Origin of the sequence: Embleya sp. NPDC050154 (assembly GCF_044460165.1) — a bacterium.
Lineage (GTDB): Bacteria > Actinomycetota > Actinomycetes > Streptomycetales > Streptomycetaceae > Embleya.
Window position 1 is genome coordinate 133,494 of sequence record NZ_JBITJP010000004.1, and the last position, 25,883, is coordinate 159,376.

22 protein-coding genes and 2 pseudogenes are annotated in these 25,883 nt (G+C 71.2%); 14 read left to right on the forward strand and 10 right to left on the reverse strand.

Features of this window, described 5'->3' with window-relative positions; all coding sequences use genetic code 11:
- Position 1 precedes the first annotated feature (1 nt).
- From ACIBSV_RS10125 to ACIBSV_RS10135, 3 genes are read left to right on the forward strand one after another with little or no spacing between them, the layout of a single operon-like run.
- Positions 2-1,372 carry an NAD(P)/FAD-dependent oxidoreductase gene (locus ACIBSV_RS10125; RefSeq protein ID WP_395861220.1) on the forward strand — a complete coding sequence of 457 codons (1,371 nt, stop codon included), beginning with the start codon at positions 2-4 and terminating at the stop codon, positions 1,370-1,372.
- Entirely contained in the window at positions 1,369-2,874 is a 1,506-nt protein-coding gene (locus ACIBSV_RS10130) for a cytochrome ubiquinol oxidase subunit I (protein ID WP_395861222.1), read from the forward strand. Before ACIBSV_RS10125 ends, ACIBSV_RS10130 begins: the two co-directional genes overlap by 4 nt.
- The gene (locus ACIBSV_RS10135) at positions 2,871-3,890 is read left to right on the forward strand and encodes a cytochrome d ubiquinol oxidase subunit II (protein WP_395861224.1); all 1,020 of its coding nucleotides are present in this window, start codon (positions 2,871-2,873) and stop codon (positions 3,888-3,890) included. The genes ACIBSV_RS10130 and ACIBSV_RS10135 overlap by 4 nt, the downstream gene beginning before the upstream one ends.
- A gap of 215 nt (positions 3,891-4,105) precedes the next feature.
- Here the strand turns inward: ACIBSV_RS10135 and ACIBSV_RS10140 are convergent.
- Positions 4,106-4,411: pseudogene (locus ACIBSV_RS10140) on the reverse strand (GMC family oxidoreductase); the annotation flags it as partial.
- Between the two features lies 1 nt (position 4,412).
- Here ACIBSV_RS10140 and ACIBSV_RS10145 point away from each other — a divergent pair.
- From ACIBSV_RS10145 to ACIBSV_RS10155, 3 genes and pseudogenes are all read left to right on the forward strand, one after another.
- Positions 4,413-4,908 (forward strand): annotated as a pseudogene (locus tag ACIBSV_RS10145) (DUF389 domain-containing protein); the annotation flags it as partial.
- Between the two features lie 191 nt (positions 4,909-5,099).
- Entirely contained in the window at positions 5,100-6,470 is a 1,371-nt protein-coding gene (locus ACIBSV_RS10150) for a chloride channel protein (protein ID WP_395861226.1), read from the forward strand.
- A gap of 74 nt (positions 6,471-6,544) precedes the next feature.
- Entirely contained in the window at positions 6,545-7,471 is a 927-nt protein-coding gene (locus ACIBSV_RS10155) for an aldose 1-epimerase family protein (RefSeq protein ID WP_395861228.1), read from the forward strand.
- 229 nt (positions 7,472-7,700) lie between these two features.
- On the opposite strand, the gene ACIBSV_RS10160 is transcribed toward ACIBSV_RS10155, so the two are convergent.
- Genes ACIBSV_RS10160 through ACIBSV_RS10170 form a run of 3 tightly spaced genes read right to left on the reverse strand, consistent with a single transcriptional unit; the run spans position 7,701 to position 8,548 of the window.
- Entirely contained in the window at positions 7,701-7,871 is a 171-nt protein-coding gene (locus ACIBSV_RS10160; RefSeq protein WP_395861230.1) for a hydrophobic protein, read from the reverse strand.
- Positions 7,872-7,922: 51 nt separating this feature from the next.
- Positions 7,923-8,159 (reverse strand): DUF2795 domain-containing protein, encoded by a 237-nt coding sequence (locus ACIBSV_RS10165; protein ID WP_395861232.1) that lies wholly within the window; start codon positions 8,157-8,159, stop codon positions 7,923-7,925.
- Positions 8,156-8,548 (reverse strand): STAS domain-containing protein, encoded by a 393-nt coding sequence (locus tag ACIBSV_RS10170; RefSeq protein WP_395861234.1) that lies wholly within the window; start codon positions 8,546-8,548, stop codon positions 8,156-8,158. Before ACIBSV_RS10170 ends, ACIBSV_RS10165 begins: the two co-directional genes overlap by 4 nt.
- A gap of 252 nt (positions 8,549-8,800) precedes the next feature.
- Here ACIBSV_RS10170 and ACIBSV_RS10175 point away from each other — a divergent pair, with 252 nt between their 5' ends.
- Complete coding sequence (locus tag ACIBSV_RS10175; RefSeq protein WP_395861236.1) at positions 8,801-9,157, forward strand: MarR family transcriptional regulator; 357 nt, start codon at positions 8,801-8,803, stop codon at positions 9,155-9,157.
- 156 nt (positions 9,158-9,313) lie between these two features.
- On the opposite strand, the gene ACIBSV_RS10180 is transcribed toward ACIBSV_RS10175, so the two are convergent.
- Positions 9,314-9,625 (reverse strand): chaplin, encoded by a 312-nt coding sequence (locus ACIBSV_RS10180; RefSeq protein ID WP_395861238.1) that lies wholly within the window; start codon positions 9,623-9,625, stop codon positions 9,314-9,316.
- A 497-nt stretch (positions 9,626-10,122) separates the two neighbouring features.
- Between ACIBSV_RS10180 and ACIBSV_RS10185 the strand changes: the two genes are divergently transcribed.
- Entirely contained in the window at positions 10,123-12,234 is a 2,112-nt protein-coding gene (locus ACIBSV_RS10185; RefSeq protein ID WP_395861240.1) for a SpoIIE family protein phosphatase, read from the forward strand.
- A 144-nt stretch (positions 12,235-12,378) separates the two neighbouring features.
- Here the strand turns inward: ACIBSV_RS10185 and ACIBSV_RS10190 are convergent, their stop codons facing one another.
- Positions 12,379-14,997: a hypothetical protein gene (locus ACIBSV_RS10190; protein ID WP_395861242.1), complete on the reverse strand. Its 2,619-nt coding sequence runs from the start codon at positions 14,995-14,997 to the stop codon at positions 12,379-12,381.
- Between the two features lie 390 nt (positions 14,998-15,387).
- On the opposite strand from ACIBSV_RS10190, the gene ACIBSV_RS10195 reads away from it, so the two are divergent.
- The 3 genes from ACIBSV_RS10195 to ACIBSV_RS10205 all read left to right on the forward strand — a co-directional run bounded on the left by ACIBSV_RS10195 (position 15,388) and on the right by ACIBSV_RS10205 (position 18,013).
- Positions 15,388-15,816, forward strand: coding sequence for a DUF3052 domain-containing protein (locus ACIBSV_RS10195; RefSeq protein WP_395861244.1), 429 nt, complete (start codon positions 15,388-15,390; stop codon positions 15,814-15,816).
- A gap of 265 nt (positions 15,817-16,081) precedes the next feature.
- Positions 16,082-16,480: a hypothetical protein gene (locus ACIBSV_RS10200; protein ID WP_395861246.1), complete on the forward strand. Its 399-nt coding sequence runs from the start codon at positions 16,082-16,084 to the stop codon at positions 16,478-16,480.
- A gap of 150 nt (positions 16,481-16,630) precedes the next feature.
- Positions 16,631-18,013, forward strand: coding sequence for a glutamate decarboxylase (locus ACIBSV_RS10205; RefSeq protein ID WP_395861248.1), 1,383 nt, complete (start codon positions 16,631-16,633; stop codon positions 18,011-18,013).
- Positions 18,014-18,240: 227 nt separating this feature from the next.
- On the opposite strand, the gene ACIBSV_RS10210 is transcribed toward ACIBSV_RS10205, so the two are convergent.
- The 3 genes from ACIBSV_RS10210 to ACIBSV_RS10220 all read right to left on the reverse strand — a co-directional run bounded on the left by ACIBSV_RS10210 (position 18,241) and on the right by ACIBSV_RS10220 (position 20,141).
- Positions 18,241-18,501, reverse strand: coding sequence for a hypothetical protein (locus ACIBSV_RS10210; RefSeq protein ID WP_395861250.1), 261 nt, complete (start codon positions 18,499-18,501; stop codon positions 18,241-18,243).
- A 261-nt stretch (positions 18,502-18,762) separates the two neighbouring features.
- The gene (locus ACIBSV_RS10215) at positions 18,763-19,263 is read right to left on the reverse strand and encodes an anthrone oxygenase family protein (protein WP_395861252.1); all 501 of its coding nucleotides are present in this window, start codon (positions 19,261-19,263) and stop codon (positions 18,763-18,765) included.
- Positions 19,260-20,141, reverse strand: coding sequence for an NAD(P)H-binding protein (locus tag ACIBSV_RS10220; RefSeq protein ID WP_395861253.1), 882 nt, complete (start codon positions 20,139-20,141; stop codon positions 19,260-19,262). The genes ACIBSV_RS10215 and ACIBSV_RS10220 overlap by 4 nt, the downstream gene beginning before the upstream one ends.
- 85 nt (positions 20,142-20,226) lie before the next feature.
- Here ACIBSV_RS10220 and ACIBSV_RS10225 point away from each other — a divergent pair, with 85 nt between their 5' ends.
- Together ACIBSV_RS10225 and ACIBSV_RS10230 are read left to right on the forward strand one after the other, a co-directional pair.
- Positions 20,227-20,718: a MarR family transcriptional regulator gene (locus tag ACIBSV_RS10225; RefSeq protein WP_395861255.1), complete on the forward strand. Its 492-nt coding sequence runs from the start codon at positions 20,227-20,229 to the stop codon at positions 20,716-20,718.
- Positions 20,719-21,055: 337 nt separating this feature from the next.
- Entirely contained in the window at positions 21,056-22,432 is a 1,377-nt protein-coding gene (locus ACIBSV_RS10230) for a phosphoribosyltransferase family protein (RefSeq protein ID WP_395861257.1), read from the forward strand.
- Between the two features lie 353 nt (positions 22,433-22,785).
- Here the strand turns inward: ACIBSV_RS10230 and ACIBSV_RS10235 are convergent, their stop codons facing one another.
- Complete coding sequence (locus tag ACIBSV_RS10235; protein WP_395861259.1) at positions 22,786-23,787, reverse strand: LacI family DNA-binding transcriptional regulator; 1,002 nt, start codon at positions 23,785-23,787, stop codon at positions 22,786-22,788.
- A gap of 222 nt (positions 23,788-24,009) precedes the next feature.
- Here ACIBSV_RS10235 and ACIBSV_RS10240 point away from each other — a divergent pair, with 222 nt between their 5' ends.
- Complete coding sequence (locus ACIBSV_RS10240) at positions 24,010-25,746, forward strand: amidase (RefSeq protein ID WP_395861261.1); 1,737 nt, start codon at positions 24,010-24,012, stop codon at positions 25,744-25,746.
- Positions 25,747-25,883: the final 137 nt, after the last annotated feature.

Sequence of the window (25,883 nt, forward strand, 5' to 3'; positions counted from 1 at the left end):
CGTGGAGGACCACGTCACTCCTCGTCGGGTGGTGATCCTCGGCGGCGGCTTCGCCGGACTGTTCGCCGTACGGGCCCTGCGCAGCGCCCCGGTCGCGGTGACCCTGGTCGACCGCTGTGCGCACCACCTGTTCCAGCCCCTGCTGTACCAGTGTGCTTCCGGCATCCTGTCCGAAGGCCAGATCGCGCAACCGCTGCGCGCCGTCCTGCGCCGCCACGAGCAGGTACGTTGCCTGGAGGCGACGGCGACCGACGTGGACGTCACCCGACGGGTCGTGCACGCCGAGCGGCCGGACGGCCGCACGCTCGAACTCCCCTACGACGAGCTGATCGTGGGGATCGGCGTGCGCCAGTCCTACTTCGGGCACGACGAGTTCGCGGCCCACGCCCCGGGCATGAAGACGCTGGAAGACGCGCTGAACGTGCGAAGCAAGCTCTACCGCGCGTTCGAGATGGCCGAGGCCGCCGAGGACGAGCGCGAGCGCGCGCAATGGCTCACCTTCGCCCTGGTGGGGGCCGGCCCGACCGGAGTCGAGCTGGCAGGCCAGATTCGGGAGATCGCCGGCCACACGCTCAACCGGGAGTTCTCCACCGTCGACCCGAGTCGGGCCCGGGTGCTGCTCTTCGACGCCTCGGACGCGGTCCTCGCCGCCTTCGGCCCCGTCCTGTCCCGTCGGTCCGCCCGAACCCTGGACGACCTCGGCGTGGAGGTGCACCTCGGCTCGATCGTCACCCACGTGGACGAACAGGGCCTGACCGTACGCCACAAGGACGGCGGCACGGAGCAGGTGGAGGCGCGCACGGTGCTGTGGACGGCCGGGGTCGAGGCACCGCCGCTGGCGACGGCGCCGGCCAGGGCCACCGGGGCGGAACAGGACCGGGCGGGACGCGTCCGGGTCGAGCCCGACCTGACGATCGCGGGCCATCCGGAGATCCGGGTCGTCGGCGACCTGATGAGCCTGAACAAGCTGCCCCGTCTGGCCGAGGTCGCGATGCAGAGCGGCGCCTACGCCGGCCGCCGGATTCGCCACGCCGTCGAGGGCCGGACCGGCAAGGCGCGTCCGTTCCGCTACCTGGATCTCGGGAGCGCCGCGTACATCTCCCGCGGCAAGGCGGTCGTCAAGATGGGCCGGTTCCACGCGTCCGGCCTGATCGGCCGGCTGATCTGGCTGCTCATCCACATCGTCTTCCTCACCGGCTTCCGCAGCCGGATCGGGGCGCTGCCGAGTTGGGCGGTGGTCTTCGCCACCGGCTCCCGCCGCGAACGCGCCTTCATCGCGACCGACCCGCCACCCGCCCCGCCCTCGGCCACATCCCCCGGTCCGCCGAACGACCCCGAGGTCGCCCGGCACGAGTCGTCGAGGCCCGCATGAACCTCATGCCCCAGCTGCTGGCCGCAGCCGCACCGGAACAGCTGCTTCCCGCACGGCAGTTGATGGCGTTCACGCTGGCCGCCCACATCACCCTGGTGCCGTTGGGCGTGGCACTGCCGTTCATCACGCTGGTGATGCACCATCGGGGTCTGCGCAAGAACGACCCGGTGGCCATGCTGCTGGCCCGGCGCTGGTCCGCCGTCATGGCAGTGCAGTTCGCGGTCGGCATCGTCACCGGCACGGTCTTGTCGTTCGAATTCGGACTGCTGTGGCCGGGCATGATGGGTCGGTGGGGCGACGTCTTCGGCATCGGATTCGGGGTCGAGGCCTGGGCGTTCTTCCTCGAGGCGATCCTGATCGCGATCTACCTGTACGGTTGGCGGCGGCTGAAGCCGTGGACGCACTTCTGGCTGGGCGTCCCCCTGCCGCTGGCGGCGCTGCTCGGCGCGTTCGGGATCATCGCCGCCAACGCCTGGATGAACACCCCCGCGGGCTTCACCCTCGATCCGACCGGCAAGCCGGTGAACGTCGATATCCGATCGGTGATCTTCACGCCGATGTTCGGACCGCAGTACTGGCATTTCGTGGTCGCGATGTTCCTGACCGCGGGCTACGTCGTGGCCGGTGTCTACGCGGTCGGGTGGCTGCGCGGTCGCCGCGACCGCTACCACCGGCTCGGGTTCCGGGTGCCGTTCACGATCGCCGCCGTCCTGACCCCCGTGCAGTTCGTCCTCGGCGACTCCATCGCCCGGTCCGTCTTCCACAAGCAGCCCGTCAAGTTCGCCGCCACCGAACTCGTCTGGAACACCGACACCCATGTACCCGAGTACATGTTCGGCAGCCTGCAATCGGACGGAAGTGTCAAGGGGGGTCTCAAAATCCCCCAACTGGACTCGATTCTGGCCGGCTTCAGCCCCGACACCAAGGTGACCGGGCTGACCGCCGTGCCGGCCTCCGACCGCCCCACCCCGACCCAGGCGACGATCGCACACTGGGCCTTCGACATCATGGTGACCATCGGCAGCCTGCTGATCCTGTTGGCGCTGTGGTACGGCTGGTGTTGGTTGCGCCGCCGTGACCTGCCGCGGTCACGGTGGTTCTTCCGAGGCGCCGCCCTTGCCGGTGCGGCCAGTGTGGTGACCGTGGAATGCGGCTGGATCACCACCGAGGTGGGTCGCCAACCCTGGATCGTCTACGGGAACATGCGGGTCTCCGAAGCGGTCACACCGACCGGGGCGGCCACGCTGTGGACCGTGTTCGCCGTCATCGTGGTGCTCTACGGCCTCATCTTCGGGGCGTTTCTCGGCGTGCTCCTCAAGATGCGAAGTCGTTGGCGCCTGGCCGACTCCAAAGTCGGCCGCGTGCCGGCCGACGGACCCGAGAGCGACACCCCGTACGGCCCACGCGGCGAACTGGTCACCACCGGCCCGAAGCCCTCTGCTCCGTTGGGGACTTCGGGCAGCGGATCGGGCACCGGCCCGGACCCCGGGAGCGGGCCGTGATCGCCGACGCCGTGGCCTGGATCCTGCTGGTGGTGATCGCCGCGTACGTCTGCGGCGGCGGCGTCGACTACGGCGCCGGGTTCTGGGACCTGCTGGCCGGCGGTGCGGAGCGCGGGAAGGCCCCGCGCCGGCTGATCGATCACGCGATGGCGCCGGTGTGGGAGGTCAACAACGTCTGGCTGATCTTCGTCCTGATCCTCATGTGGACCGGCTTCCCGGTGTTCTTCCAGACGGTGTTCACCGCGTTGTGGCTGCCGCTGGTGCTGGCCGCCGTGGGCATGCTCCTGCGCGGCGCCGGATTCGCGCTCCGCAAGCCCACCCGCAGGCTGGCCGAACGCCGGGTGTACGGGGCCGTGTTCGCGATCTCCTCGCTGCTCACCCCGTTCTTTCTGGGAGCCGCCGCGGGCGGAGTCGCCTCCGGCCGGGTCGAGCCGGGCACCACCGCTTCGGCCGACGCCTGGGCGAACACGACCTCGATCTTCGCCGGACTGCTCACCGTCGCGGCCACCGCCTTCCTCGGTGCGGTGTTCCTCACCTCGGACGCGCGCCGCTTCGGCGCCCACGACCTGGTCGGCTACTTCCGGCTGCGCGCCTGGATCGGCATCGCGGCCCTCGTGGTCCTGGGTGTGCTCGCCCTGGCCGTGACCGACGAGCACGCCTCGTACGTCCGGCACGGCCTCACCCACGGGATCGGGCTCGTGCTGATCCTGGTCGCCGCGGGTGCCGTGGCCGCCACGGCCTGGCTGGTCTCCGGCCGCAACGCCGGATGGGCGCGCTACACCTCGGTGGCCTCGGTCGCCCTGATGGTCGCGGCCTGGGGATTCGCGCAGCGTCCCTATCTGGTGCCCACCTCGCTGACCGTGCGACAGGCAGCGGGAGACAGCGAGTCGCTGCGCTGGATGCTCATCGTCGCACTCATCGCCGTCGTGCTGATCGGCCCGGCGCTCGTGGTGCTGTACCGCCTCGACACGCACGGGGTGCTGGAACCGCTGACCGACGAGGACGTCGGGGAGTGACGGCTTGCCACACCGCACCGAACCGCACCGCACCGGACAGCACCGGACAGCACCGGACAGCACACCGCACCGCATCGGGCGCGGCGGAGACGGGCGGCCCGCCGGCAAGCCCGATGCGCAAGTCACGCGGCGACGATTGTCATCCCCGGCCGAGAAGCGGAATGTGACCTGTGGACAAGGGCGTTCCCCGGCCGGGGAGCCCGGCACGGGGAGGCTCAGCCCAGGCGCTCCGCCAAGTGGTCACCGACCCGCAGGGCGTTCGCGATGGCGGTCAGCGAGGGGTTGACCGCGCCGATGCTCGGGAAGAAGCTCGTGTCCACGACGTACAGGTTGTCCAGGTCGTGGGCCTTGCAGTTGACGTCGAGAGCCGAACTCCGCGGATCGGTGCCGAATCGCACGGTGCCCGCCTGGTGCGCGGTGGCACCGATCGGCATGCCCTTGTGCAGGTAGAGGCTGTGCGGGAGCAGGTGGTGCGGGTGCATCCCCAGGTGTTCGAGGCTGCTCCGGAGCTTGTGCCGCACAAGCGTCGCGCTGGGCATCGACCGCCGTGATCGCACGAGAATCCGACAGGGTCTGCGCGCGCTCTTCGTGGGCTTCGTACCGGCGATCGTCGCCACGTTGTTGTTCAGCCTCCTTATTCGCGCATTCGACCGAGTCGCGGGCGTTCGGCCTGGGACTGCGGCCGGTGTCCAATCTCATCAACACCCCCAACTTCTTCTCGGTCGCCGTCGCGACGTTGGCCGGGATCGTGTGCATCGTCTCGCTCACCGAGGCGAGGACGAGTGCTCTGCTCGGCGTGTTCATCTCGGTCACCACCATCCCGGCGGCCGCCGACGTCGGTGTCTCCGTCGCGTTCGCCGCCTGGCGAGAGGCATGGGGGTCGCTCGTGCAACTGCTGGTCAACATCGTGGTCCTGGTCGCGGTGGGCACCGCAACGCTCCGCCTCCAGCGGGAGATCTGGCGGCGGGTCGGCCGGCGCCGCGGGCAAACCGGCAGCCGGCCCGGTCACGGCGGGTAGGAACGCCGTGATCGAGGCCCCGAATGGCGGCTCGGCCGCGGTCCGATTGCGCCATGGGCATGACGGTGCGGGACATGCCGGGGCTCCGCGGGCCGGGGACGCGGAACCCGCTCCAGCCGCGTGATATCACCGGACAAAGGCTTGTGAGCCGACGCCTGCGGGTGGGTTCCGTTGCTGAGGAGACGATGCGAGTGTCGGCCACGCCTGCCGGAGTGCCCGAAAAGGTGTCACCGGATCCCTTCGCGCCGGTCCGTTCTCGCGGGTACCTGGGGCTCTTGGCGATAGCGGCGGTGCTCGGGGTCCCGATCTCGGCGGCGGCGTTCGGATTCCTCGCCCTCGTCTCCCGGTTCGAGTCGCTGACCTACACGGATCTGCCCGAGGCGCTGGGCTTCGACGACACGCCCTCGTGGTGGCCGGTACCGCTGCTCGCCGTGGCGGGGCTGCTGGTCGGGCTGATCATCAACCATCTACCGGGGGAGGGCGGGCACAAGCCGGCCGAGGGCCTCGGCTCGACGGGCGCGGCGTCCGCGAAGGAGCTGCCCGGTATCGCGCTCGCGGCGCTGGCCTCCCTCGGGATCGGCGTCGTCCTCGGGCCCGAGGCGCCGCTCATCGCTCTCGGCGCCGGCCTCGCCGTGTTCGGCGCACGGCTGGTGAAGCGGGACATCGGGCCGAAGGTGAGCGCCGCCGTGGGCGCCGCCGGGAGTTTCGCCGCGGTCAGCGCGCTGCTGGGATCGCCGCTCCTGGGGGCGTTCCTGCTGATGGAGGCATCGGGCCTGGGCGGGCCGATGCTCGGGATGGTGCTGGTGCCGGGACTGCTTGCGGCCGGCATCGGTTCACTCGTCTTCATCGGCCTGGGCTCGTGGACCGGCCTGGGCACCTACTCCCTGACCCTCGACGACGTGCCCGCCGCCGATGTGCCGGATTTCGCGTCCTTCGGCTGGGCCCTCGTCATCGGGCTTGCGGCGGCCTTCCTGGGCACGGGCATCCGCCGGGGCGCCCTGTATCTGGAGCCGCGGGTGGAGCGGCACAGGCTGCCGGTCACCGTGGCGATGGGGACGATCGTCGGGCTCGCCGCGCTCGTGTATGCCGAAGGGTCGGGGTACGACGCGTCGGGGGTGCTGTACTCGGGGCAGCACGCGCTGGACCCGCTGCTCGCCGGCAGTGACGGATATTCGGTGGGCGCGCTCGTCCTGCTCATCTTCTGCAAGTCGGTGGCGTACTGCGTGTCACTGAGCGCCTTTCGGGGAGGTCTCGTCTTTCCCTCGATGTTCGTGGGCGCGGTGGGCGGGATCGCGCTGTCCCATCTCCCCGGCCTGGATCTGACGTCCGGGTTCGCGATGGGTATCGGCGCGATGTGCGTGGCGATGCTGAAACTCCCGATGACCTCGGTGCTGTTGGCCACCCTGCTGCTGGGGTCCTCGGCGCTCACCGTGATGCCGCTCGTGATCGTCGCGGTCGTGGTCTCGTACGTCGTCTCGCTGCGACTCGTCCCCGTGCCCCGCGTTGCGCCCGCCACGCCACCGGGCTCCGAGCCCGTCGGCGCCCACGCCGACCCGTCCTAGTCCGACGCCCGTTCGGTACATGGGGCCGCTCGGGCCGTATGTACCTGACCCGGCACCCGAGGTGGAGGCCGATCGTGTCCGTGAGTCCGACAGGGCGGCAGATCGTGCTGCGCGAAGGCGAACAGACCGCCGCCGTCGTGGAACTCGGCGGTGCCCTGCGCGGCTACTTCGTCGGTGGACGGCCGGTACTGGACGGCTTCTCCGCCGACGAGCCGATCGTGGGCGGCCGTGGCCAGGTCCTCGTACCGTGGCCGAACCGGATCGGCGGAGGACGGTACCGGTGGAACGGCGAGGAGTTCCGGCTGCCCCTGACCGAGCCCGAGAAGGGCAACGCGATCCACGGGCTGCTGCGCTGGACGTCCTGGCAGGTGCTGGAACAGCACGAGGATCGGGTACTTCTCGGGGTCACGCTCCGGCCACAGCCGGGCTACCCCTTCCTCCTCCACGTCCGGGTCGAGTACGCGCTCGGGACGGCGGGGCCGGCGGTGGCCGTGGTCGCCCGGAACGTCGGTACCGGCACAGCGCCCTACGGTGTCGGCCGGCACCCCTACCTCACCGTGGGCACCGACCCGGTGGACGACGCGGTGCTCACCCTCCCGGCCCGAAAATGGCTTCCGGCGGACGATTCGGGCATGCCCGCGGCGGCCGAACCGGTGGCCGGCTCACTCTTCGACTTCCGCATCCCCAGGGCCGTGGGCGCGCAGCACCTGGACACGGCATTCACGGAATTGGAGCGGGACTCCTCCGGTCTTGCCGCGGTGCGGCTGGCGCACCCTTCCGGATCGCACGGCACCGACCTGTGGCTCGGCGAGGGAGTCGAGTTCGTGCAGGTGTACACGGGAGACACGCTCCCCGAGCCGGCGCGGCGCAAAGGCATCGCGGTGGAGCCGATGTCCTGCCCGGCGGACGCGTTCCGAAGCCGCGCCGGTCTGGTGGAACTCGAGCCCGGTGCCGAGCACACCTTCCGGTGGGGCCTGGACGCGTGGACCGAGCGACGCTGACACCGAGACGACGTGACCCGCGGCCCGTTCGGCGACGCTCGGCCTCTTCGACGTCGGTCTCGGCGGGGGCAGCGTGGCGGCCCCCGCCGAGCCGCGATGCCCCCGGGCGACCTGTGTCGAACCCGCGGTCGGGGTTCGTCCGGCCGGTCCCGGTCGCCCCGTGTGCATGGTGGGGGACCGGAACGGCCGGCCGCGTTCTCACCTCGCGTCGCTGGTTGCCCCGCGAGGGCTACCAGCGGTACCAGCGGCCTCGCGCGCCCCCGGCGCCGGTGCCTCGGAAGACGAAGCCGAGGAGCCACACGACGAGGACGATGATGGCGATCCACCACAGGGCTTTGAGGGCGAATCCGGCGCCGAAGAGCACCAGCGCCAGTAGGAGGACGAGCAGAAGCGGGATCATGACGATCACCTGTCGAAGACTGGTCGTGGGTGGGCGGCCGAGACCGGTCGGTCAGGGCCCGGGCTGGGTTTCCCGGTGTCGGCCGAACAGGGCCATGCAGACCTGGTTGGGTCCGACGATCGGGTGGTCCGGCAGCGTGGCGAGCACGCGCAGGACCGACGGGGGCGCGTGGTGGGCGCGGGCGTACGCGATCAGGCCGCCGGGCCGGGCGGGATAGGTCGCGCCTCGGAGCGCGCAGTGGACCTCCATGGGCGTGGGGTCCGTTCCGGAACAGGCCGGGGCGCTCATGGCGACGCCCCCTCGATGCCGTCGTCACCCGGTCCCCTGGGGGAGCCGCCCGCGGTCGCACGGGGTGGCGGAGCGAACGCGAGACAGGTGAACAGGTGCGCGGTGCCCGTGATGTCGAGGAGACGGCGAAGCTTGTCGCAGGGTACGAGGGTGAGTGCGATCCCGCGCTCGACGGCTCTGGCTCGTGCGTACAGCAGGGCGTGGATTCCGGTGCTGTCGCAGAACGTCACCGCGCGCATGTCCACGTTCACTCGACGTGCTCCGAAACCCAGGACGGTGTCGAGGGCTCGCCGAAGCTGTGGCGCGGTGTCGATGTCGATCTCTCCGCCGATCCGCAGGAGGGTTCGGGCGCCGTCTGTGGCGGCGTTTACACGGAGATGCCGCGTCATGGTTGCGCCGTGCCGGCGGCGTCCGGGGCGACTCGTGCCCCGGCGGCGGGTGTTGGGGCGACGTGGGGACATTGCCATTCCCTCACTCGGGTGCCGTGGTGGGGATCTCGATCGGGGTGCGGACCGGTCGGGTCGGTTTGACCCGCGTCCCGTCAACTCCAGGATCGGACGCCGGCAAAAGCACGTCAAGGAATTCGGGAACTCTATTTCCGGTGTAGTGATGCCGGAATGAACGAGCTTACGATGGGTGTCATGAGTGATGCGGACGAGGCCCGGCCGTCGTGGACCTTTTTCACCAGTCACGCCCGTGTGCTTTCGGTGATCGCTCGTGATCCGCAGGCGCGTGTGCGTGACATCGCGGCCGTGTGCCTGCTGACCGAGCGCGCCGTCCAGGGCATCCTGGCCGACCTGGAGGACGGCGGGTATCTCATCCGGGAGCGCAGCGGGCGCCGCAACACGTACCGCATCGTCCCCGGAACGGAGGTGCGCCATCCCGCGGACCGGGGCCGGGCCGTCGCCGACGCCCTCGACCTGCCCGTAGAGGAGCACCCGGACGCGGCGGACGCGGCGGACGTCGACACGGATCCGTCCGGGACCCGGGCGCCTTGACCCGATGCCCGAGCCCGCAATCGGGGCCGAGGTCGCCCCCGGACTATCCCGACGCGGGACGGGGGTCGGGCGTGCCGAGACCCCCGCGGGATGCAGGCGCGGGGGTCTCGGTGTGTCGGACGCGGAGGAACGTCCGGGAAAATGCCCTCGGAGGGGTCAGCCTCGGTGGTCGCCGTGCTGGGGCGCCTCGTGGCCGCCGTCGTGCCCCTTGTGCCCTTCGTCGTCCCCGTCGATGTTGAGGCAGGTGTTGCCGATGGCGGGGTTGAGGACGCCGACGATGTTCACGGTGTTGCCGCACAGGTTGATCGGCACGTGGACCGGGACCTGGATGTTGTTGCCGGAGGCCACACCGGGGGAGTCGACGGCGGCGCCGTCCGCGTCGGCCTCGGCGTGCGCGGCGCCCGCGCCCGCCATCAGGACCGCTGCGGTGCCGGCCATCACCATGGTGACCTTCTTGAACGAACCCACGAACACTCCCTCTTCGCTGCGGCGCCGGACCGTCCCGACGCCCTCGTCCCGACCAACGACCCACACGCCCAAAGGCTTCGGCCCCGGCAACCGTTCACCCGAACGACGCACACCACACGTCGGACGGTGGGTTCCCAGCCGGAGACGGTCTCGCCGATGTCGCCGATTTCGGTGGCATGGACACATGCCGACGCCCGGCCCGCCCGCAGGGTGCCCGAGCGCGGCGACGAAGGCGAGCCGCACCGACTCGCCGGCCGTCACGTTCGCCCGGGACCCCGATCTCACCCGGGAAAGCGCGCGACGGCGGGGGTGTGCGCCGGGCTTCGGGGGCTGCCGGATCGACGTGGCTCGCTGAGGAAGGGTTCAGCGGTGCCGGCCTTCGGAGCCGTGCCGCGGGGCCGCCGGATCGTGCGGCGCCGGGTTCGGGAGCAGCATGGAGACAAGCCCTCAGCCGGCGCGTGACCGCGTTGGCCGCGCTGGGGAGGGAGCTGTATGGGATGAGTGCACACGAGTCGCCCCCACGGGACGAGCACGGCCAGGCGGCCGTGCCCTCGCCGCCCGGAGGGCTGCTGGACCTGCTGAGCGTCGCGGCGATCGTGCTGGACGACCGCGGGAAGATCGTGTTCTGGAGCCCGCAGGCCGACAAGGTGTTGGGCCACACGGCCGAGGAGGCTCTGGGGCAGTACGCGGCCGACGTGCTGGTGCACCCGATGCACCGGGACCTGGTGGTCAAGCTGTTCGCCGAGATCCTGAGCACCGGCGCGAGCTGGGCCGGCGCGTTCCCGATCCTTCGCAGGGACGGCACGACGCGCCTGGTGGAGTTCCGCAATATGCGCCTCCTGGACGACCTGGGCGACGTCTACGCCCTCGGCATAGCCGCCGACCAGAGCATGCTGCGGCGGGTGGAGACGGATCTGGCCCTGTCCGAGCGCCTGGTGTCGCAAGCCGCCATCGGTATCGCCCTGCTGGACACCGACCTGCGCTATCTGCTGGTCAATCCGGCGCTGGAACGTATCAACGGCAAATCGGCGGCCGACCACATCGGGCGGCACCCCGTCGACATCGTCCCGTCCCTCGACGTCGACACCATCGAGTCCGCGCTGCGCCAAGTGCTGCTCACCGGCACGCCCCTGATCGACCAGTACACGGTCGGCCGCACCCCGGCCGACCCCGACCACGACCACGCCTGGTCGGTCTCGTACTTCCGGCTCGAAGGTTCCGGCGGGCGGGTGATCGGAGTGGCGACCACGGTGGTCGACGTCAGCGAACGCCACCGGGTCGCCACCGAGGCGGATCGGGCCCGCCGCCGGCTGGCCGTGATCGCCGACGCCTCCGCCCGCGTCGGCACCACCTTGGAGGTGGAGACCACGGCCCAGGAACTGGTCGAGGTCGCCGTGCCCGACCTGGCCGACGTGGCCGCGGTCGACGTCCTCGACGCCGTCCTGGCCTTCCGCCGTACCAGCGCATCCGTGGACCGGGGGCCGGAGATGTTCCGCGCGCTCGCCGTCGCCTCCGCCTACCCCACACCGGCGACGGACTCCCTGAAGGTCGGGGACCTCGCCGCGTACAGCGCCGACCGTCTGATCACGCAGTGCGTCCACACCGGGCAGCCCGTCGTGGTCGCCCACGCCGACACCAGCGATCTGCAGCACATCGCCCCCGATGCCGACGTCGCGACCGCCTTCGCCCGGGCCGGGGTGCACTCCTACCTCGCGGTGCCGCTGATCGCCCACAACGAGGTCCTCGGTGCCTTCGACCTGCTGCGCGCCCGCAACCCGCTTCCCTTCGACGACGACGACGTGATCCTCGCCGTCGAACTCGCCGCACGCGCGGCCGTCGCCATCGACAACGCCCGTTGGCACCAGAGCGTCCGCAACGTCTCCGAGACCCTCCAGCGCAGTCTCCTGCCCGGTCGCCCACCCGAGCTCATCGGCCTCGACGTCGCCTCCTTCTACCAGCCCGCCCAGGCATCCCACGAGGTGGGAGGCGACTGGTACGACGTCATTCCGCTGACGGACGACAGAACCGCGCTGGTGATCGGCGACGTGATGGGCAACGGCATCGACGCCGCCGCCACCATGGGCCGACTGCGCACCGCCACCTGCGCCTTCGCCGACCTCGACCTGCCTCCCGACCACGTGCTCCAACACCTCGACAGGATTACCGACGGACTCGAGCACTACATCGCCACCTGCATCTACGCCGTCTACGACCCGCACCGGCACCGGTGCCACATCGCCAACGCCGGCCACCTACCGCCGGTCCTCGCCCCCGCCGGACGGCGACCCCGACTGCTGGACCTGCCATCCGGGGCACCGCTCGGCGTCGGCGGCATCTCCTTCCACACCACCGACTTCGAGCTGAACCCGGGCGACCGGCTCGTTCTCTACACCGACGGCCTCGTCGAAACCCGCCACCACGCCATCGACGAACGTCTGGACACGTTGCTGCGCACCCTCGACGAATCCCGCCTGCCCCTGGACGACACCTGCCAGTGGCTCCTGCGAGCCCTGCGACACCCCGACGACCACGACGACGTCGCTCTCCTGATCGCACAAGCCGGCACGGTGGCCGTGGACCGTCGCACCCCCGGACCCGATCGACCTTGACCCCGTGGACGAGGTCCGCCCGGGCCGGCGCCCCGGCCGCTTCCGGCGGCCAAGCGCGAGCCGACCGAAGCGCACGCCGATCCCCGGCGGCCGGTGCGGACCGGAACGGTGGGTGGCGCGGGACGCCGGTGACCGGGCGCGGAGTCATGGCCGCCGGCGCGGCTCCGAGGATCCCGACGCCGCGGCGATGTCGACGAGTTCGAGCAGGGTGCCGGGGAAGTCCGGCAGGAGGTGCACGGCGACCACCCACGCATCGGGGTTGTCGAGACGGGTGCGCACCCGGCGGATGAGTTCGCGGGCTTGGGGGGTGCGCAGGAAATGGCGGCTCTGTCGGGCGTGGGTGGTGACGGCGCGGAACGCGAGGGCCGCCGGCGTACATGCGCCCGCCACGTCCAGCACGGTGATCACGCCACGGGCCAGGCCCTGCGCCACCCAGGTAGCCGGCGCCCGAGCTTGGAAGACGGCGGGGCTGCGCAGTGCGGCGCGGTAGAACTCGGCGGGACAGTCGGGTTTCGCGAGGAGGAACGAGATCACGTCGGCGTCGAACGACCGCTCGGCTTGTGCCCGCAGGATCTCCGGCCACGGCAAGGGGCCGGGATGGACCGGGTGTTCCACCCTGGGGTTGGCCACACGCAGTTCCGCGATCAGCACTTCGGGTCGCACCGCTTCCTCGGCCGCCCGGCGCAAGAGGTCGAGTCCGGCGGCCGGGCCGGCGGCCAACGCCCGGCGAACCACCGCTTGTGTCCCCGCCGGCCAGGGGCACGCGGGATGACCACAGCGCGGCGTGGTCGCGCAGCCCAGCAACTCCCTGACGTCGTCCGGCCCGCCGTATTCCCACAGCCGCACCAACATTGCCAGTTGCGGCCCAGCGGTCCGCCCCGCCAAGCGCCAGGGGAAGTGCCGCAGCACCAGCGGATGCCCCGACTGTCGGGCGGCCGCGACCCGGTCGTGGTGCTCCGCGGGCGACGTGTGCCGCCCGCCCCACGCCGCGACCTGTTCGGAGACCGGTACCGCCCGGGGGCGGCCGTGCCGGTCCGTGCCGGAGGTGAGGCGCACGCGCTGTTCGAGGGTGAGCGGCGCGCGAGCGTACAACAGGGTGTTGACCTCGGGCTCGTCGCGGTCCAGCAGCGCGGCCGTCTCCGCGGGCGACAAGCCCGCCGCGAACGTCGCCATCGCCACAGCCGCGGCCGACCCGCGACGGGCGAGGATCTCGGCTCGCACTGCCTCGGTCACCACGCCGGGCATGCACAGCAGTTCGAGGTGGCGCTCCGGCAGCGAGGGGATCAGTGCGTCCTGCGCCTCGGGCCCGGCGCACGCGAACAACGTCTGGAACACCGCCTCGACGCGGTTCGCGGCGTGGGGTGTGCGTGCGAAGGTGACCGGGTGGTGTTCGGGCATCCGTCCGGTGAGCGCCGAGTCGACCAACTGCCGTGCGGTGCCGAAGAGCCAGGCCCGCTCGTGGATGATCGCCTCCCACGGCCCGGGGCTCGCGCCGAGGCGGGCGGCGAGGCCGGTCACGGCCTCGCGGACACCGGGGGCGTCGAGGGGAAGGTGCGCGAAGACGTCGACCGCCGGGCTGACCGTCGCCAGCACCTCGGCCGGGTCGAATCGGCCTTCCGCCAGGCCGCGCGACAAGGCCGGCCCCACCACCATGCCACTCGAGCGGTCGGAGCGGAGCGCGGTGATCCACGCCAACGGGACGCGCGGCGCGAGGGACAGGACCCGGTACGGCTCCTCGGCGTACGCCTGCGCGGCCAGGTCCGCCGGGCAGTCCGGACGCCGGGTCAGCGCGGCCAGTCCCGGACCGGTGAACGGGCGGCGCGCGTGTTCGGCCCGGACCAGGTCCCACAGCGGCACATCGGCCGTGACCTTCGCGAACGCGTGCAGGGCGTAGACGGCGAAGTCGGCGTTCCAGTCCTCGTCCTGGTCGTCCGTGTACTTGCACTCGCCGCGCGGGACCCGCTTGTCGAGGTGGCGCAACCCGAGCAGCAGCAGGTGATCGGCGAAGGTGGCGTCGTCGACCGGCAAGGCGGTCGCGGCAGCCTCGTGCCATCGGCCCGCCAGGTCCGCGTGGCCGAAGTCGGCGTGCATCCGGGCAGCACGTACGAAGGCGTCGAACGACTCCCCGTCGGACTCCAACAGCCTGCGGGCGGCGTCGAGCAGGACAGGTCGGGGCAGATCCACGCCGAGTACCCGCAGCGCGTGGCCGATCAACTCGGGGAACGGCCCACGCAGCGCGGGGATGAGCCGGTCGTCCGCCCGGGTCTCCAACACCCGCTCGACCAGGCCGCCGGGCCTGCGCCACCGCGGATCGGCCGGATCGGCGGCGGCCAGCACAGCGCCCCTGAGCGGGAGCGCGTTCGCCACGGCGCGCCGAATCTCGGTCCTGCGGGCCTGGGCCCGGGCACGGTCGCCGACCGGCTCCGGCTGTGTGGCGGGGCCGAACCGGCCGAGCACGTCGGAGCCGAAGGGAAACTCGGCCAGGTACAGGCGCACCCCCAGAGCCGGGCTGCCGAGCGTCGCGATCGCCAATGCGGCAGCCGGCGTCGGGGTCTGGTTCCTGCCCAGCGCCGCAAGCGCCTCGGCGTCCTCGCCGGCCACCGCGGCCCGGACGAGCGTCGGCGGCAGCATCGGTGCCGTGGCGAGCGCGTCCAGGAGCGGGGCACGCAACCGCCCCATGAGCTCATCGGCCCAGGCCCGGTCTCCCCACCGCAACGCGACCAGCGCCGCGGCGCCCCGATCGGACGCGCTCCCGATTACCATCCGCCACCCCGTTCCGCACGTCGTCGCCGGCATGTTCGCCACGCGGCGCCCTCGCGGTCGGGTGCACCGGTCCCTCCGCCGCCGCACCGGTACCAGCCGACGCGCCCGACGGCGCCGTGCCCAGCATCGGCGACACGAGCGCCCCGGTCCACCCTCGTACTCGGCAGGGGATGAACCGGTGCGGTGTGGTGCTGCGGCGCCGATGTGCTGTGGTGTGCTGCGCCCGAGGTGCCCCGGCGGCCACGATCGCCCCTTCAGTCAACAGGCCTGCCGCCAGAATGTTTTCGGGTCGAGCCTTGAACGGGTGCCACCCCGGCGATGAGACTGAGAACCGCTTTGCGTACGTGTGCATCGTCGTGCCAGGGCGTGGGTTTCGAGAAGGGGGCCGTGATGGTGGCTGCCGGGGGTGCGCAGGACTACGCGCGGAGGATGGGCATCGTTCCGTCCGCGGTGGTCCGGGAGTTGGGCTGGGACGATGACACCGATGACGAGATCCGTGCCGACATCGAGGACACGATCGGCACCGAGATGGTGGACGACGAAACCGACGCAGTCGTGGACGTCGTCCTGCTGTGGTGGCGGGAAGGCGATGGCGACCTGGCAGACGAACTCGCGGATGCGTCGGCACCCCTTGCCGACGAGGGCGTGCTCTGGGTCCTCACTCCGGAGACGGGCCGGCCCGGCCACGCCGATCCGAGCGAGATCGCCGAAGCGGCGAACACGGCCGGCCTCGCATCCATCGGCACCGTCACCCTCGGGGCATGGTCCGGCAACCCTCTGGTCCAGCCCGAATCGACACCGCGCGAGCAGGGTCCTTGAGGCACGCCTCGGACCGCTCCGCGAGTGACGTGCCCAGGCGCCCGCATCGGTACCCGCTCCGGGAGCCCGCATCCGCACGGCGCCGATTGCCATGGGAGACCGGCATGGTCGTGGACCGGGCGCGGCCCCTCGGAGGACGAATACGCGGCACGGACCCGTTTGCCGGTGGAACCGGGTGATCCCAGTCGCAGGGACCCACCGGAGGGGTCAGTGTGGGAGGAGGGGACATCCACCCCAGGGGTTGCCCCGATAGGGAGGCCTGGACATGGCCACGCACACACAACGAGCCACTCACTCGTCGGGTTGGACCACGTTCGCCGCGGTGCTGATGACCATCGGCGGCGTCCTGGCGGTCTTCCAAGGAATCGCCGCCATCGCGAAAGACGATGTCATCGTCGAGACGCGCAACTACTCCTTCTCGTACAGCACCACCGGCTGGGGCTGGATCCACCTGATCCTGGGCATCGTCGTCTTCCTCGCGGGCCTCGCCCTGTTCACGAATGCCCTCTGGGCCCGCTTCCTCGGGGTACTCCTGGCGGGGCTGAGCATGCTCGCGAACTTCGTCTGGCTGCCTCACTACCCGGTGTGGTCGATCATCGTGATCGCCATCGACATCGCCATCATCTGGGCGTTGTGTACCGGCCCACAACGGAGCAACCGGTGAGCCACGCAGGACGGTCGGCCGTGCCGCGTCCGACATCCCGGGCGGCGCGTACCGCTGAACCTCGGGCGGAGTATGCCCGCTATCGGGCGTCGGAGTTCACTCGTATTGTTCGGAAGGAGATGCTTATACGGCGATATGAGAGGCTTTCTGATGGCTCTGCACAAGGCCAGGGAACAGGTCGGTAGCCCCGCCGACGACGTCTTCGCCTCCCCGCTGAGCGAACGCCCCTTGTCCAAGCGAGCCATCCCTGAACTCCCGACGCCCCCGAACATCGTCTTCCAGGTGCTGAGCAACGAACTGCTCTTGGACGGCAACGCCGCACAGAACCTCGCCACGTTCTGCACCACCTGGGCGGACGACGAGGTGCGCCGCCTGATGGATCTGTGCCTCGACAAGAACATCGTCGACAAGGACGAGTACCCGCAGACCGCGGAGATCGAGTCGCGATGCGTCAACATCCTCGCGAACCTGTGGCACGCGCCGGCCGGCGGCGACAATGCCGTGGGCTGCTCCACCACCGGTTCCAGCGAGGCCGCCATGCTCTGCGGCCTCGCGCTGAAGTGGCGGTGGCGCAACCGGCGGCGCGAGGCGGGCCTGCCGACCGATCGGCCCAACCTGGTGTGCGGGCCCGTACAGGTGTGCTGGGAGAAGTTCGCCCGCTACTTCGACGTCGAGCTGCGCCAAGTCCCGGTGGAGGCGGGAGCGACCGGCCTCGAGCCGCACCAACTGCGCGACTACGTCGACGAGAACACCATCGGCGTCGTGGCGATCCTCGGTGTCACCTACACCTGCACATACGAGCCGGTCGCCGAGATCGCGGCCGAACTCGACCGGATCCAGGCGGGAACCGGCCTCGACATCCCCGTGCACGTGGATGCGGCTTCCGGCGGGTTCATCGCCCCCTTCCTGCATCCCGACCTGCTGTGGGACTTCCGGGTGCCGCGCGTTGCCTCGATCAACTCGTCGGGCCACAAGTACGGCATGGCCCCGCTCGGTGTCGGCTGGGCCCTGTGGCGCGATACCGCCGCCCTGCCCGCCGACCTCGTCTTCCACGTCAGCTACCTCGGCGGCGACATGCCGACTCTCGCCCTGAACTTCTCGCGCCCCGGCGGGCAGGTCATCGCCCAGTACTTCCTGTTCCTGCGCCTGGGCCGGGAGGGGTATCGGCGGGTCTACGAGGCGTGTGCGCACACGGCCCAGGGCCTGGCCCGGCAGATCGCCGACATGGGCCCCTTCACCCTGCTCTACGACGGGGTGGGAGCGCTGCCGGCCGTCTCCTACACGCTGACCGATTCCGACACGCGCGAGTGGAGTCTGTACGACCTCACCGACCGGCTCCGGATGCGCGGTTGGCAGGTGCCCTCCTACCCGCTGCCGCCCGACCGCCAGGAGACCGTCATCCAGCGGGTACTCGTGCGCCACGGCGTCGACCGCGACGAGATCGATCTGCTCGCCGACGACATGCGCCGGGCCATCAGGGAACTCGAAGACGGCCACCCGAGCGACGAGAACCGCGGCGGCTTCCACCACTGACCGGCCTCGAACGGCTCTCCGCGGTCGGGCCGGTCGTGGGCCGGGGCCGCGAGCGCCTGTGGTCCATCGGTCGCCACACCGTCCCACCCCGCCGAGCAAGTCCGGTCGCACCGCCGTCAACCTGTCCCGGCTGTGTCGAATCGGTTACGGCGCCGGGGACTACCGGACTGGATCAAAGGCCCAACGTGGCCTCCGGGTAGCCGAGTTCCTCGCTGCCTGGAGGCACGTCACCCTTCCAAGCCTTCGATCACGTCACCGCGAACACAGGCAATGCCCTTGATCAGGGCATGAGATGAACGGTTGCCTTCCTCGTCCGCCGCCGCTGCGGCGAATCCGAAATGAATCACCGTTTCGCCCAGGAGACATGCGTCGCGAGTCACCTTGACGCGTTGCCCTCGGGTGAACTCTCCGCTCTCGACAGTCATGAAGACTGCGCAGTCGCCGGTCGACAAGGCCATCGTGTCCGTCAACGTCGCTCGCGTCGTCATGGTGTCTTCCCTCCGGTTGCAGACCCATCGACATGCGACGACAGAGCCTACCGAAAGGCTTCGCGGTGTCCGCCTCCCGAAGCCGGAACCCCTTCGTCATGTCCCCCATGCCGACGTTGCCTGGCCGGCCCGTTGCCACCTCGGTGGCGTCCGACGCGTCGCGTTGCGGGCTGTGCGCACGAAACCGGGAGCTCGACGGAACCCGGCCCAAGCGGCGGCCGGTTCGCCTTGATCGGCTGCCGCTGGGACCGGGCCCGGGAGCTATGCGCGGGCCGGCTCGCGGGTGCCGCGCGCCGTGCGCGTCGAGGCGGCGATGAGAGTCGCGAACGCGATGACGGCCGCGCCGGTGCGTATGGCGTGGGCGATCTGCCACTGGTCACGAACGCTCGCCCAGTCCGAAGGGGGTTGCCGTACATCCCAGTCGAGTTGGTCCGCGTTGATGGGCATGTTGACCACGACCGTCACGGCGACGATCAGGAGGAGCAGCGCGAGTCCGGTCGACCGCAGTCGGAACGCGCGTTCTCGGGTTTTGAACGTGACGGCGACCAGAAACGCTGTCGCGATCAGTGCCGGCAGCAGCGTCGCGGTCGCGAGCTTGTCCAGCGAATCGAGTTCCACGTGCCGCACTTGGGTGTACACGTGGCGGTCTTCACCGCGCAGCGACATTTCGAGCACGAGGACCGCGACGAGGAAGCCTGCGAAGAGACCCGAGAACAGCAGGCTCACCCATCTTGCAACCGTGCCGAGCGGGGTCTCGGTCATGCTTGGCCCTCCCCGCCGGACGCGGAGGAGTCGGCCCGGGCCGTAAAGGCCGCGGCGTTGTCGGCCGCCCACGTGGCGAAGGTCAGCGCGGGTCGGCCCAGGAGCCGTTCCACGGTGCCCGTGGTCGGCCCGGGCCGGTCGGCGTAGTCGGCCAGTGAACCGAGCAGCCGGTCGGGGATGTCCTCGGGGAGGCCCTGAGCGAGCATCGCCTGGCGGACCTGCTCGGGGGCGAGTTCCCGGAAGGCCAGTGTCCGGTCGACGGCCGCTCCGATGAGGCGGACTTTTTCGTACTGCGTGATCGACTGCGGGCCGGTGAGCAGGTGGGCGCGTCCGGCGTGCGCGGGGTCGATCAGTGCCGCGACCGCCACCTCCGCGATGTCGCGGTGGTGGATCGGGGAGGTCGCCGCGCCGCCATGGGCGCCGTGCACGACGCCGGTTGCGCGAATCTGCGGCGCCCAGGCCAGGGCGTTGGCGGCGAAGTCGGCACACCGTAGAAACGTCCAGGGCAGACCGGACTCCCGTGCGGCGGCTTCGGTCCGCTTGAACTCCTCGATGAAGCGTGGGTGGCCGACCGGGTGCTCCACGGTCGCGGCCGACAGCACCACCACCCGCCGTGCGCCTCGTGCCGCGGCCAGTGACAGCAGTTCGGAACTCGCGCTGCCGGCGGCGCGTGGGCTGAGCAGGACCGCCTCGACCACGTCGGGCAGCGACGTCAGCGTGTCGGGCCGGGACGGGTCGCCGGCAACGACATGCGCGCCGCCGGGCAGTGCGGCAGTGGCGGGGTCGCGCGTGACCGCCGCCACTTTCCGGCCGGACTCCAGCAACAGGTTCACCGTTTCGCGTCCGACGATGCCGGTCGCTCCGATCACCAGGAACATGCGTGCGTCTCCTCACCCGGGTCAGGGTTTTTCGCGTGACGTAATATACGAGAACCGTAGCATATTGATTTGGGAGTCGTACATTATGGAATCCGTAGCACATGGCGATGCGGGCGACGCGGACCCGCGCCGCCGACGGGCAACCGTCGACGTCAAAGAGGGGTTGCGTGCGCTGAGCCTTCAACTGTCCCTGCTCAACCGGCAGGTCAGCGCGCATCTGACGCTCCGCGACGTCGACTTGGACTGCCTCGACATCGTCAACGCCCACGGCCCGCTGAGCCCGAGCGCATTGGCGCGACGAGCCGGTCTGCACGCCGCCACGATGACCGGGGTGCTCGACCGACTCGAACGCGCCGGTTGGGTGTCCCGCGAGCCGGATCCCTCGGACCGCCGAGGCTCCCGAATCCGGGCCCTGCGTGACCGCAACGCCGAACTCCTGGCGCTCTTCGCCGGCATGAACACCTCGGTGGAGCAGATCTGCGCCGACTACGAAGGCGGGGAACTCGAACGTTTCGCGGAGTTCCTCCGCCGCGCCGCCGCGGCGGGGCGAGACGCGACCGAAGATCTGGCGAACTGACCGCATCCGGGCAAACCGATCGGTTCGGCACCGCCCGGCGGCCTCGGTCACCTCACGTCGTGCCGGAGACGTCGAGTGGGGCAACGGACGGCAGGCGCTTCGGCAGTGGACGTCGGAGAATCGAAGGGACGAGGGAGACGGATTCGACAATCGGTTCCATGCCGCCCATCCGTCCGAGGTGCGGGTCGTCGCCCGATGGGAATCGGTGCGCGTGGCGGCCGAATTCCGTGGCCGCCCGTACCGCAGCCTGCTCGTGCGGCTGCCCGCTCGTACGGGGTCGGTCGATGTCCCGGGCGGCCGGTAGGAGACCGGGTCGTGCCCGGAAGGGGATGAAGTCGTGCTCTTCACCGATCGTGTCGACGCGGGACGGAAACTGGCCGAGTACCTGGCGCCCTTGCCCGTGGCGAACCAGGACGTGATCGTGCTCGGCCTGGCCCGGGGCGGAATGCCGGTGGCCGCCCAGGTGGCCGATGCCCTCCGCGCTCCACTGGACGTATGCCTGGTGCGGAAACTGGGCGTTCCCTCCCAACCGGAACTGGGAATGGGTGCCGTCGCCGAAGAGGGGGTCGTCGTCCTCAACGACCACGTCGTGCGAGCCTCGGGCATTTCCCGCGCCGCGTTGGAAGGGATCGAACGGCGAGAACGGGAGCTGTTGGAACGGCGTGCCCGCCGCTACCGGGGCGAGCGGCCACCGGTGGAACTCGGCGGACGAACGGTCGTGGTCGTCGATGACGGCATCGCGACCGGATCCACCGCCCGCGCGGCCTGTCGCGCCGTCCGAGATCGAGGCGCGGCGCGCGTGGTGCTCGCCGTACCGGTGGCGCCGGCCGGCTGGGGGAAGGAGCCGGATCCGGACGCCGACGAGGTGATCTGCCTGCACAACCCGGTCGGATTCATGGCGGTGGGGCAGTTCTACGCGAACTTCTCCCAGACCACCGACGAGGAGGTCGTCGAGTGTCTCGATCGGGCCGTCGCTCGCCGGTCGGAGCCGCCGCCGACGGCGGAAGCGGGGACGGCGGGGACGAGACCGGGTAGCGGATCGACGCGCTCCGCGGAATCCGTGCCCACGCACAGCGACATTGACCTACCGGTCGAAACCGCGCGGCTACCGGGGCACCTGAGTCTGCCCGCGGGAGCGGAACGGATCGTCGTCTTCGCGCACGGCAGCGGCAGCAGTCGACACAGCCCGCGCAACCGCTTCGTGGCGACCGCGCTGAACCGGGCCGGCCTGGGCACGTTGTTGTTCGATCTCCTCACCGAGAGCGAGGCACGCGGCCGGTCGAACGTCTTCGACATCGAATTGTTGGCCCGGCGCCTGATCGACGTCACACGCGGGCTCCGGGAGCGACCCGAAGGCAAAGGGCGGACGGTGGGGTACTTCGGGGCGAGCACCGGTGCCGCAGCCGCATTGTGGGCGGCGGCCGAACTCGGTGACGACGTGGGGGCGGTCGTCTCCCGGGGCGGCAGGCCCGATCTGGCGGAAGCACATCTGCCCGCCGTCACGGCCCGGACGTTGCTCATCGTCGGCGGCAACGACCACGTGGTACTGGAGCTCAACAACCGTGCGCGTACCTTCCTCCGGTGCGAGAGCCGTCTCGAGGTCGTCCCCGGCGCCGGCCACCTGTTCGAGGAACCGGGCACCCTCGACGCGGTGGCCGACCTGGCCCGGGACTGGTTCCTCGGCCGACCGGCCGCCGGCGCGAACGGACATTGAGCGCGGCCGACGATGGCGTCGGGAGCCGAAGCGCCGGCACGCGGACCACCGGCACGCGGACCGCCGCACGCGAGATGACCTTGTCGCGGCGCGGTTTCGATGAGAAAGGAAGTGGCCTCAGGAATCCCGCTGTTGCTGGAAGCAGCGAGTGAGGACGGAGACGACCACGACGCTGCTCCCTTGTGGCCGGGGCGCGTTCGTGATGGCTTCGGCGTCGAGGTGTGCGGTCGTGCTGCTCGTGGAGCGCACGTCCGTGGACCGCAACCGGGAGGGTGAGCGAGCTCGTCGTCAGCCGGGCCCGACGGGTCGGGGTGCGGAGCAGGCGGGCGATACCGGCGGAGGGTTGTGGAATCTCAGCTCTCGGGTTGTGTCGAGGCCCGGGTACGCAAAGCCCAGTCGTGCGGGCGAACGGTGTCGGGTGGAGTGCGGTCGGCCATGATGTCGCAGAGCAGTTCGGCGCACGCGCGTCCGTAGTCGGCGGGCCTGAGGTCGACCGCCGTGATCGGTGGGCTGCTGGTGCGGGTGGCGGTGCCGTCCACGCAGGACGCGACCAGCAGGTCCCGGCCGGCGGTACGGCCGAAGGCGGCGGCGCCGTGGAGGACGCCCGGGGCGGCGCCGTCCGGGCCGCAGATCACCGCGTCGACCGCCGGTTTGGTTTCGAGCAGGCCGCGCACCGCGTCGGCGGCGTCGGCGGGAGTGGCCGCGAACGGGACGTGGCGCACGGCGACCGGGGTGCGGTGCGCCTTGCCCCAGGTGCGGGCGGTCGTTCGTAGAGCCCGGGCCCAGGTGGACTCGCCGCCGGGGGCCAGCAGGGCCGGGCGGCGGGCGCCGCGGTCGGCCAGGTGGTCCAGCAGCGCGGTGAGGGAGGCGGCGGTGTCGCAGACCACGGCGCCGCTGGGGGCGGCGGAGGGACCGGGGAACCGCTCGCCGGTGACGACGGGGACCCCGGCTGCGAGCATCTCGGTCGCGGTCTCGTCCTCGGTGTCGGGGTCGATGAGCAGCAGGCCGTCGACCCGCGAGGCGACCGGTCCTCCGGTGCCCGCGGATCCGGCGAGCAGGACCAGATCGAATCCTTCTTCCTGGGCCCGGGCGACGGACCCGAAGGCGAGGTTCATGTAGTAGTCGAGCCGGGTCGCGGTCCGGGGGAGGTACAGGCCGATGGCTCCGGTGCCGGCGCGGCGTAGGTGGCGGGCCGCGCTGTTGGGGCGGTAGCCCAGGGCGTCGGCCGTCTCGCGGACCCGTGCGCGGGTGGCCGCCGCCACCCGCCCGGAGCCCTGGAGGGCGTCCGAGGCGGTACTCCGGGAGACTCCGGCGGCGCGGGCCACGTCGAGCAGGGTCACGATGCGGGCGGTCACAGCCACGGAGTCTAGATCACCCGGACGGGCACTTGCCGGATCGATCCGGCAGAGTCTAGATTCGGTTCTGCCGGATCGATCCGGCACACCTTGTCGTGAGGTCTGCCCGCGCGATTCGGGGTGTGGCATCGACCCGTAGGCCCCGCCACTCGAGGCGGTTCCCCGCGACGCCGTTCCGAGCCCGTGGCCCCGTTCGACCGAACCATCCAGGAGGACCCCCGCATGACGCGCGGATTCGACGTCGTGGAGACGAGCATCGCCGACCTGCGCGCGGCGCTGGAGAAGGGCGAGGTCACCGCGGTCGGGCTGCTCGACGCCTATCTGGCGCGCATCGAGGCCTACGACCGGCCCGGCACCGCCACCGCGCTCAACGCGATGGTCGTGATGAACCCGGACGCTCGCGCCGATGCCGAAGCCTCGGACGCACGTCGCGCGCGTGGCGAAACGCTCGGTCCGCTGGACGGCATCCCGTACACCGCCAAGGACAGCTACCTTGCGAAGGGCCTGACGGCGGCGGCCGGTTCACCGGCGTTCGAACACCTCGTCGCCCAGCGGGACGCCTTCGCCGTCGAGCGGCTGCGCGCGGCCGGGGCGGTGCTCATCGGCCTGACCAACATGCCGCCGATGGCGAACGGCGGCATGCAGCGTGGCGTGTACGGGCGCGCCGAAAGCCCGTACAGCGCCGACTGGCTGACCAGCGCCTTCGGCTCCGGCTCGTCCAACGGCTCGGGCACCGCGACGGCGGCGTCGTTCGGCGCGTTCGGCCTCGGCGAGGAGACCTGGTCGTCGGGCCGGGCGCCCGCCTCGAACAACGCGCTGTGCGCGTACACGCCCAGCCGCGGCGTGATCTCGGTGCGCGGGAACTGGCCGCTGGTGCCGACCATGGACGTCGTGGTGCCGCACACCCGCACCATGGCCGACCTGTTCGAGCTGCTCGACGTCATCGTCGCCGACGACCCGGACACCCGCGGCGACCTCTGGCGATCCCAGCCATGGGTGCCGCTGCCCGCGCCGTCACAGGTACGCCCGGCCTCGTACCCGGCGCTGGCCCCCGCGGACGCGACGACGGCACGGGCCTCGCTCGCCGGCAAGCGCGTCGGCGTGCCGAAGATGTACATCAATGCCGACCCCGACGCCGGGACGAACCCGGACGGGGGCATCGGCGGCCAGACCGGACAGCGCATCGAGACGCGCGCCTCGGTGATCGCCCTGTGGGAGGCCGCCCGCCGCGACCTGGAGACAGCGGGCGTCGAGGTGGTCGAGGTCGACTTCCCCGTGGTGTCGAACTACGAGGCCGACCGCCCGGGCGCGCCTTCCCTGCCGACCCGGGGCCTGGTCGGACGTGACTTCCTCACGGTCGAGATCGAGGACCTGTCGGCCTGGGCGTGGGACGACTTCCTGCGGGCGAACGGCGACCCGGCGTTCGCCGGCCTGGCCGACGTCGACGGCGACCGGATCTGGCCCAGGCGTTCCGGCGAACTGCCGGACCGCTACGCCGGTTTCGACGACACGATCGGCGACTATCCGCGGTTCGTGCGCGAGCGTCCGTACGCGTCGATCACCGAGATGCCACACCTCGAGCAGGGGCTGCGCGGGCTCGAGGAGACGCGCAGGGTGGACCTGGAGCTGTGGATGGACGAACTGGGCCTGGACGCGGTGGTGTTCCCCGCCGTCGCCGACGTGGGCCCGGCGGATATGGACGTCTCCGAGGCGTCCGCCGACCTCGGCTGGCGCAACGGCGTGTGGGTCGCGAACGGCAATCTGGTGCCCCGACACCTGGGCATCCCGACCGTCACCGTGCCGATGGGCACCATGGCCGACATCGGCATGCCGGTCGGGCTGACCTTCGCGGGCCGTGCCTACGACGACAACGCCCTGCTCGCCGTCGCGGCGGCCTTCGAGGCCACCGGAAACCGCCGCACCGCACCGCCGCGCACACCACGGCTGACGACGAGCTGACCCGCCGGCGTCGGGGCGCCGCGCCGCCGGGTGCGGTCACGACGCAGTCCCTGGCGGGCACGCGGAGACGGATGCGCCCGCGAAGGCCCGAGCGGGGCGCCGGCTGTCGGTGTCGATGGTCCGGTTTTCCACCGGCT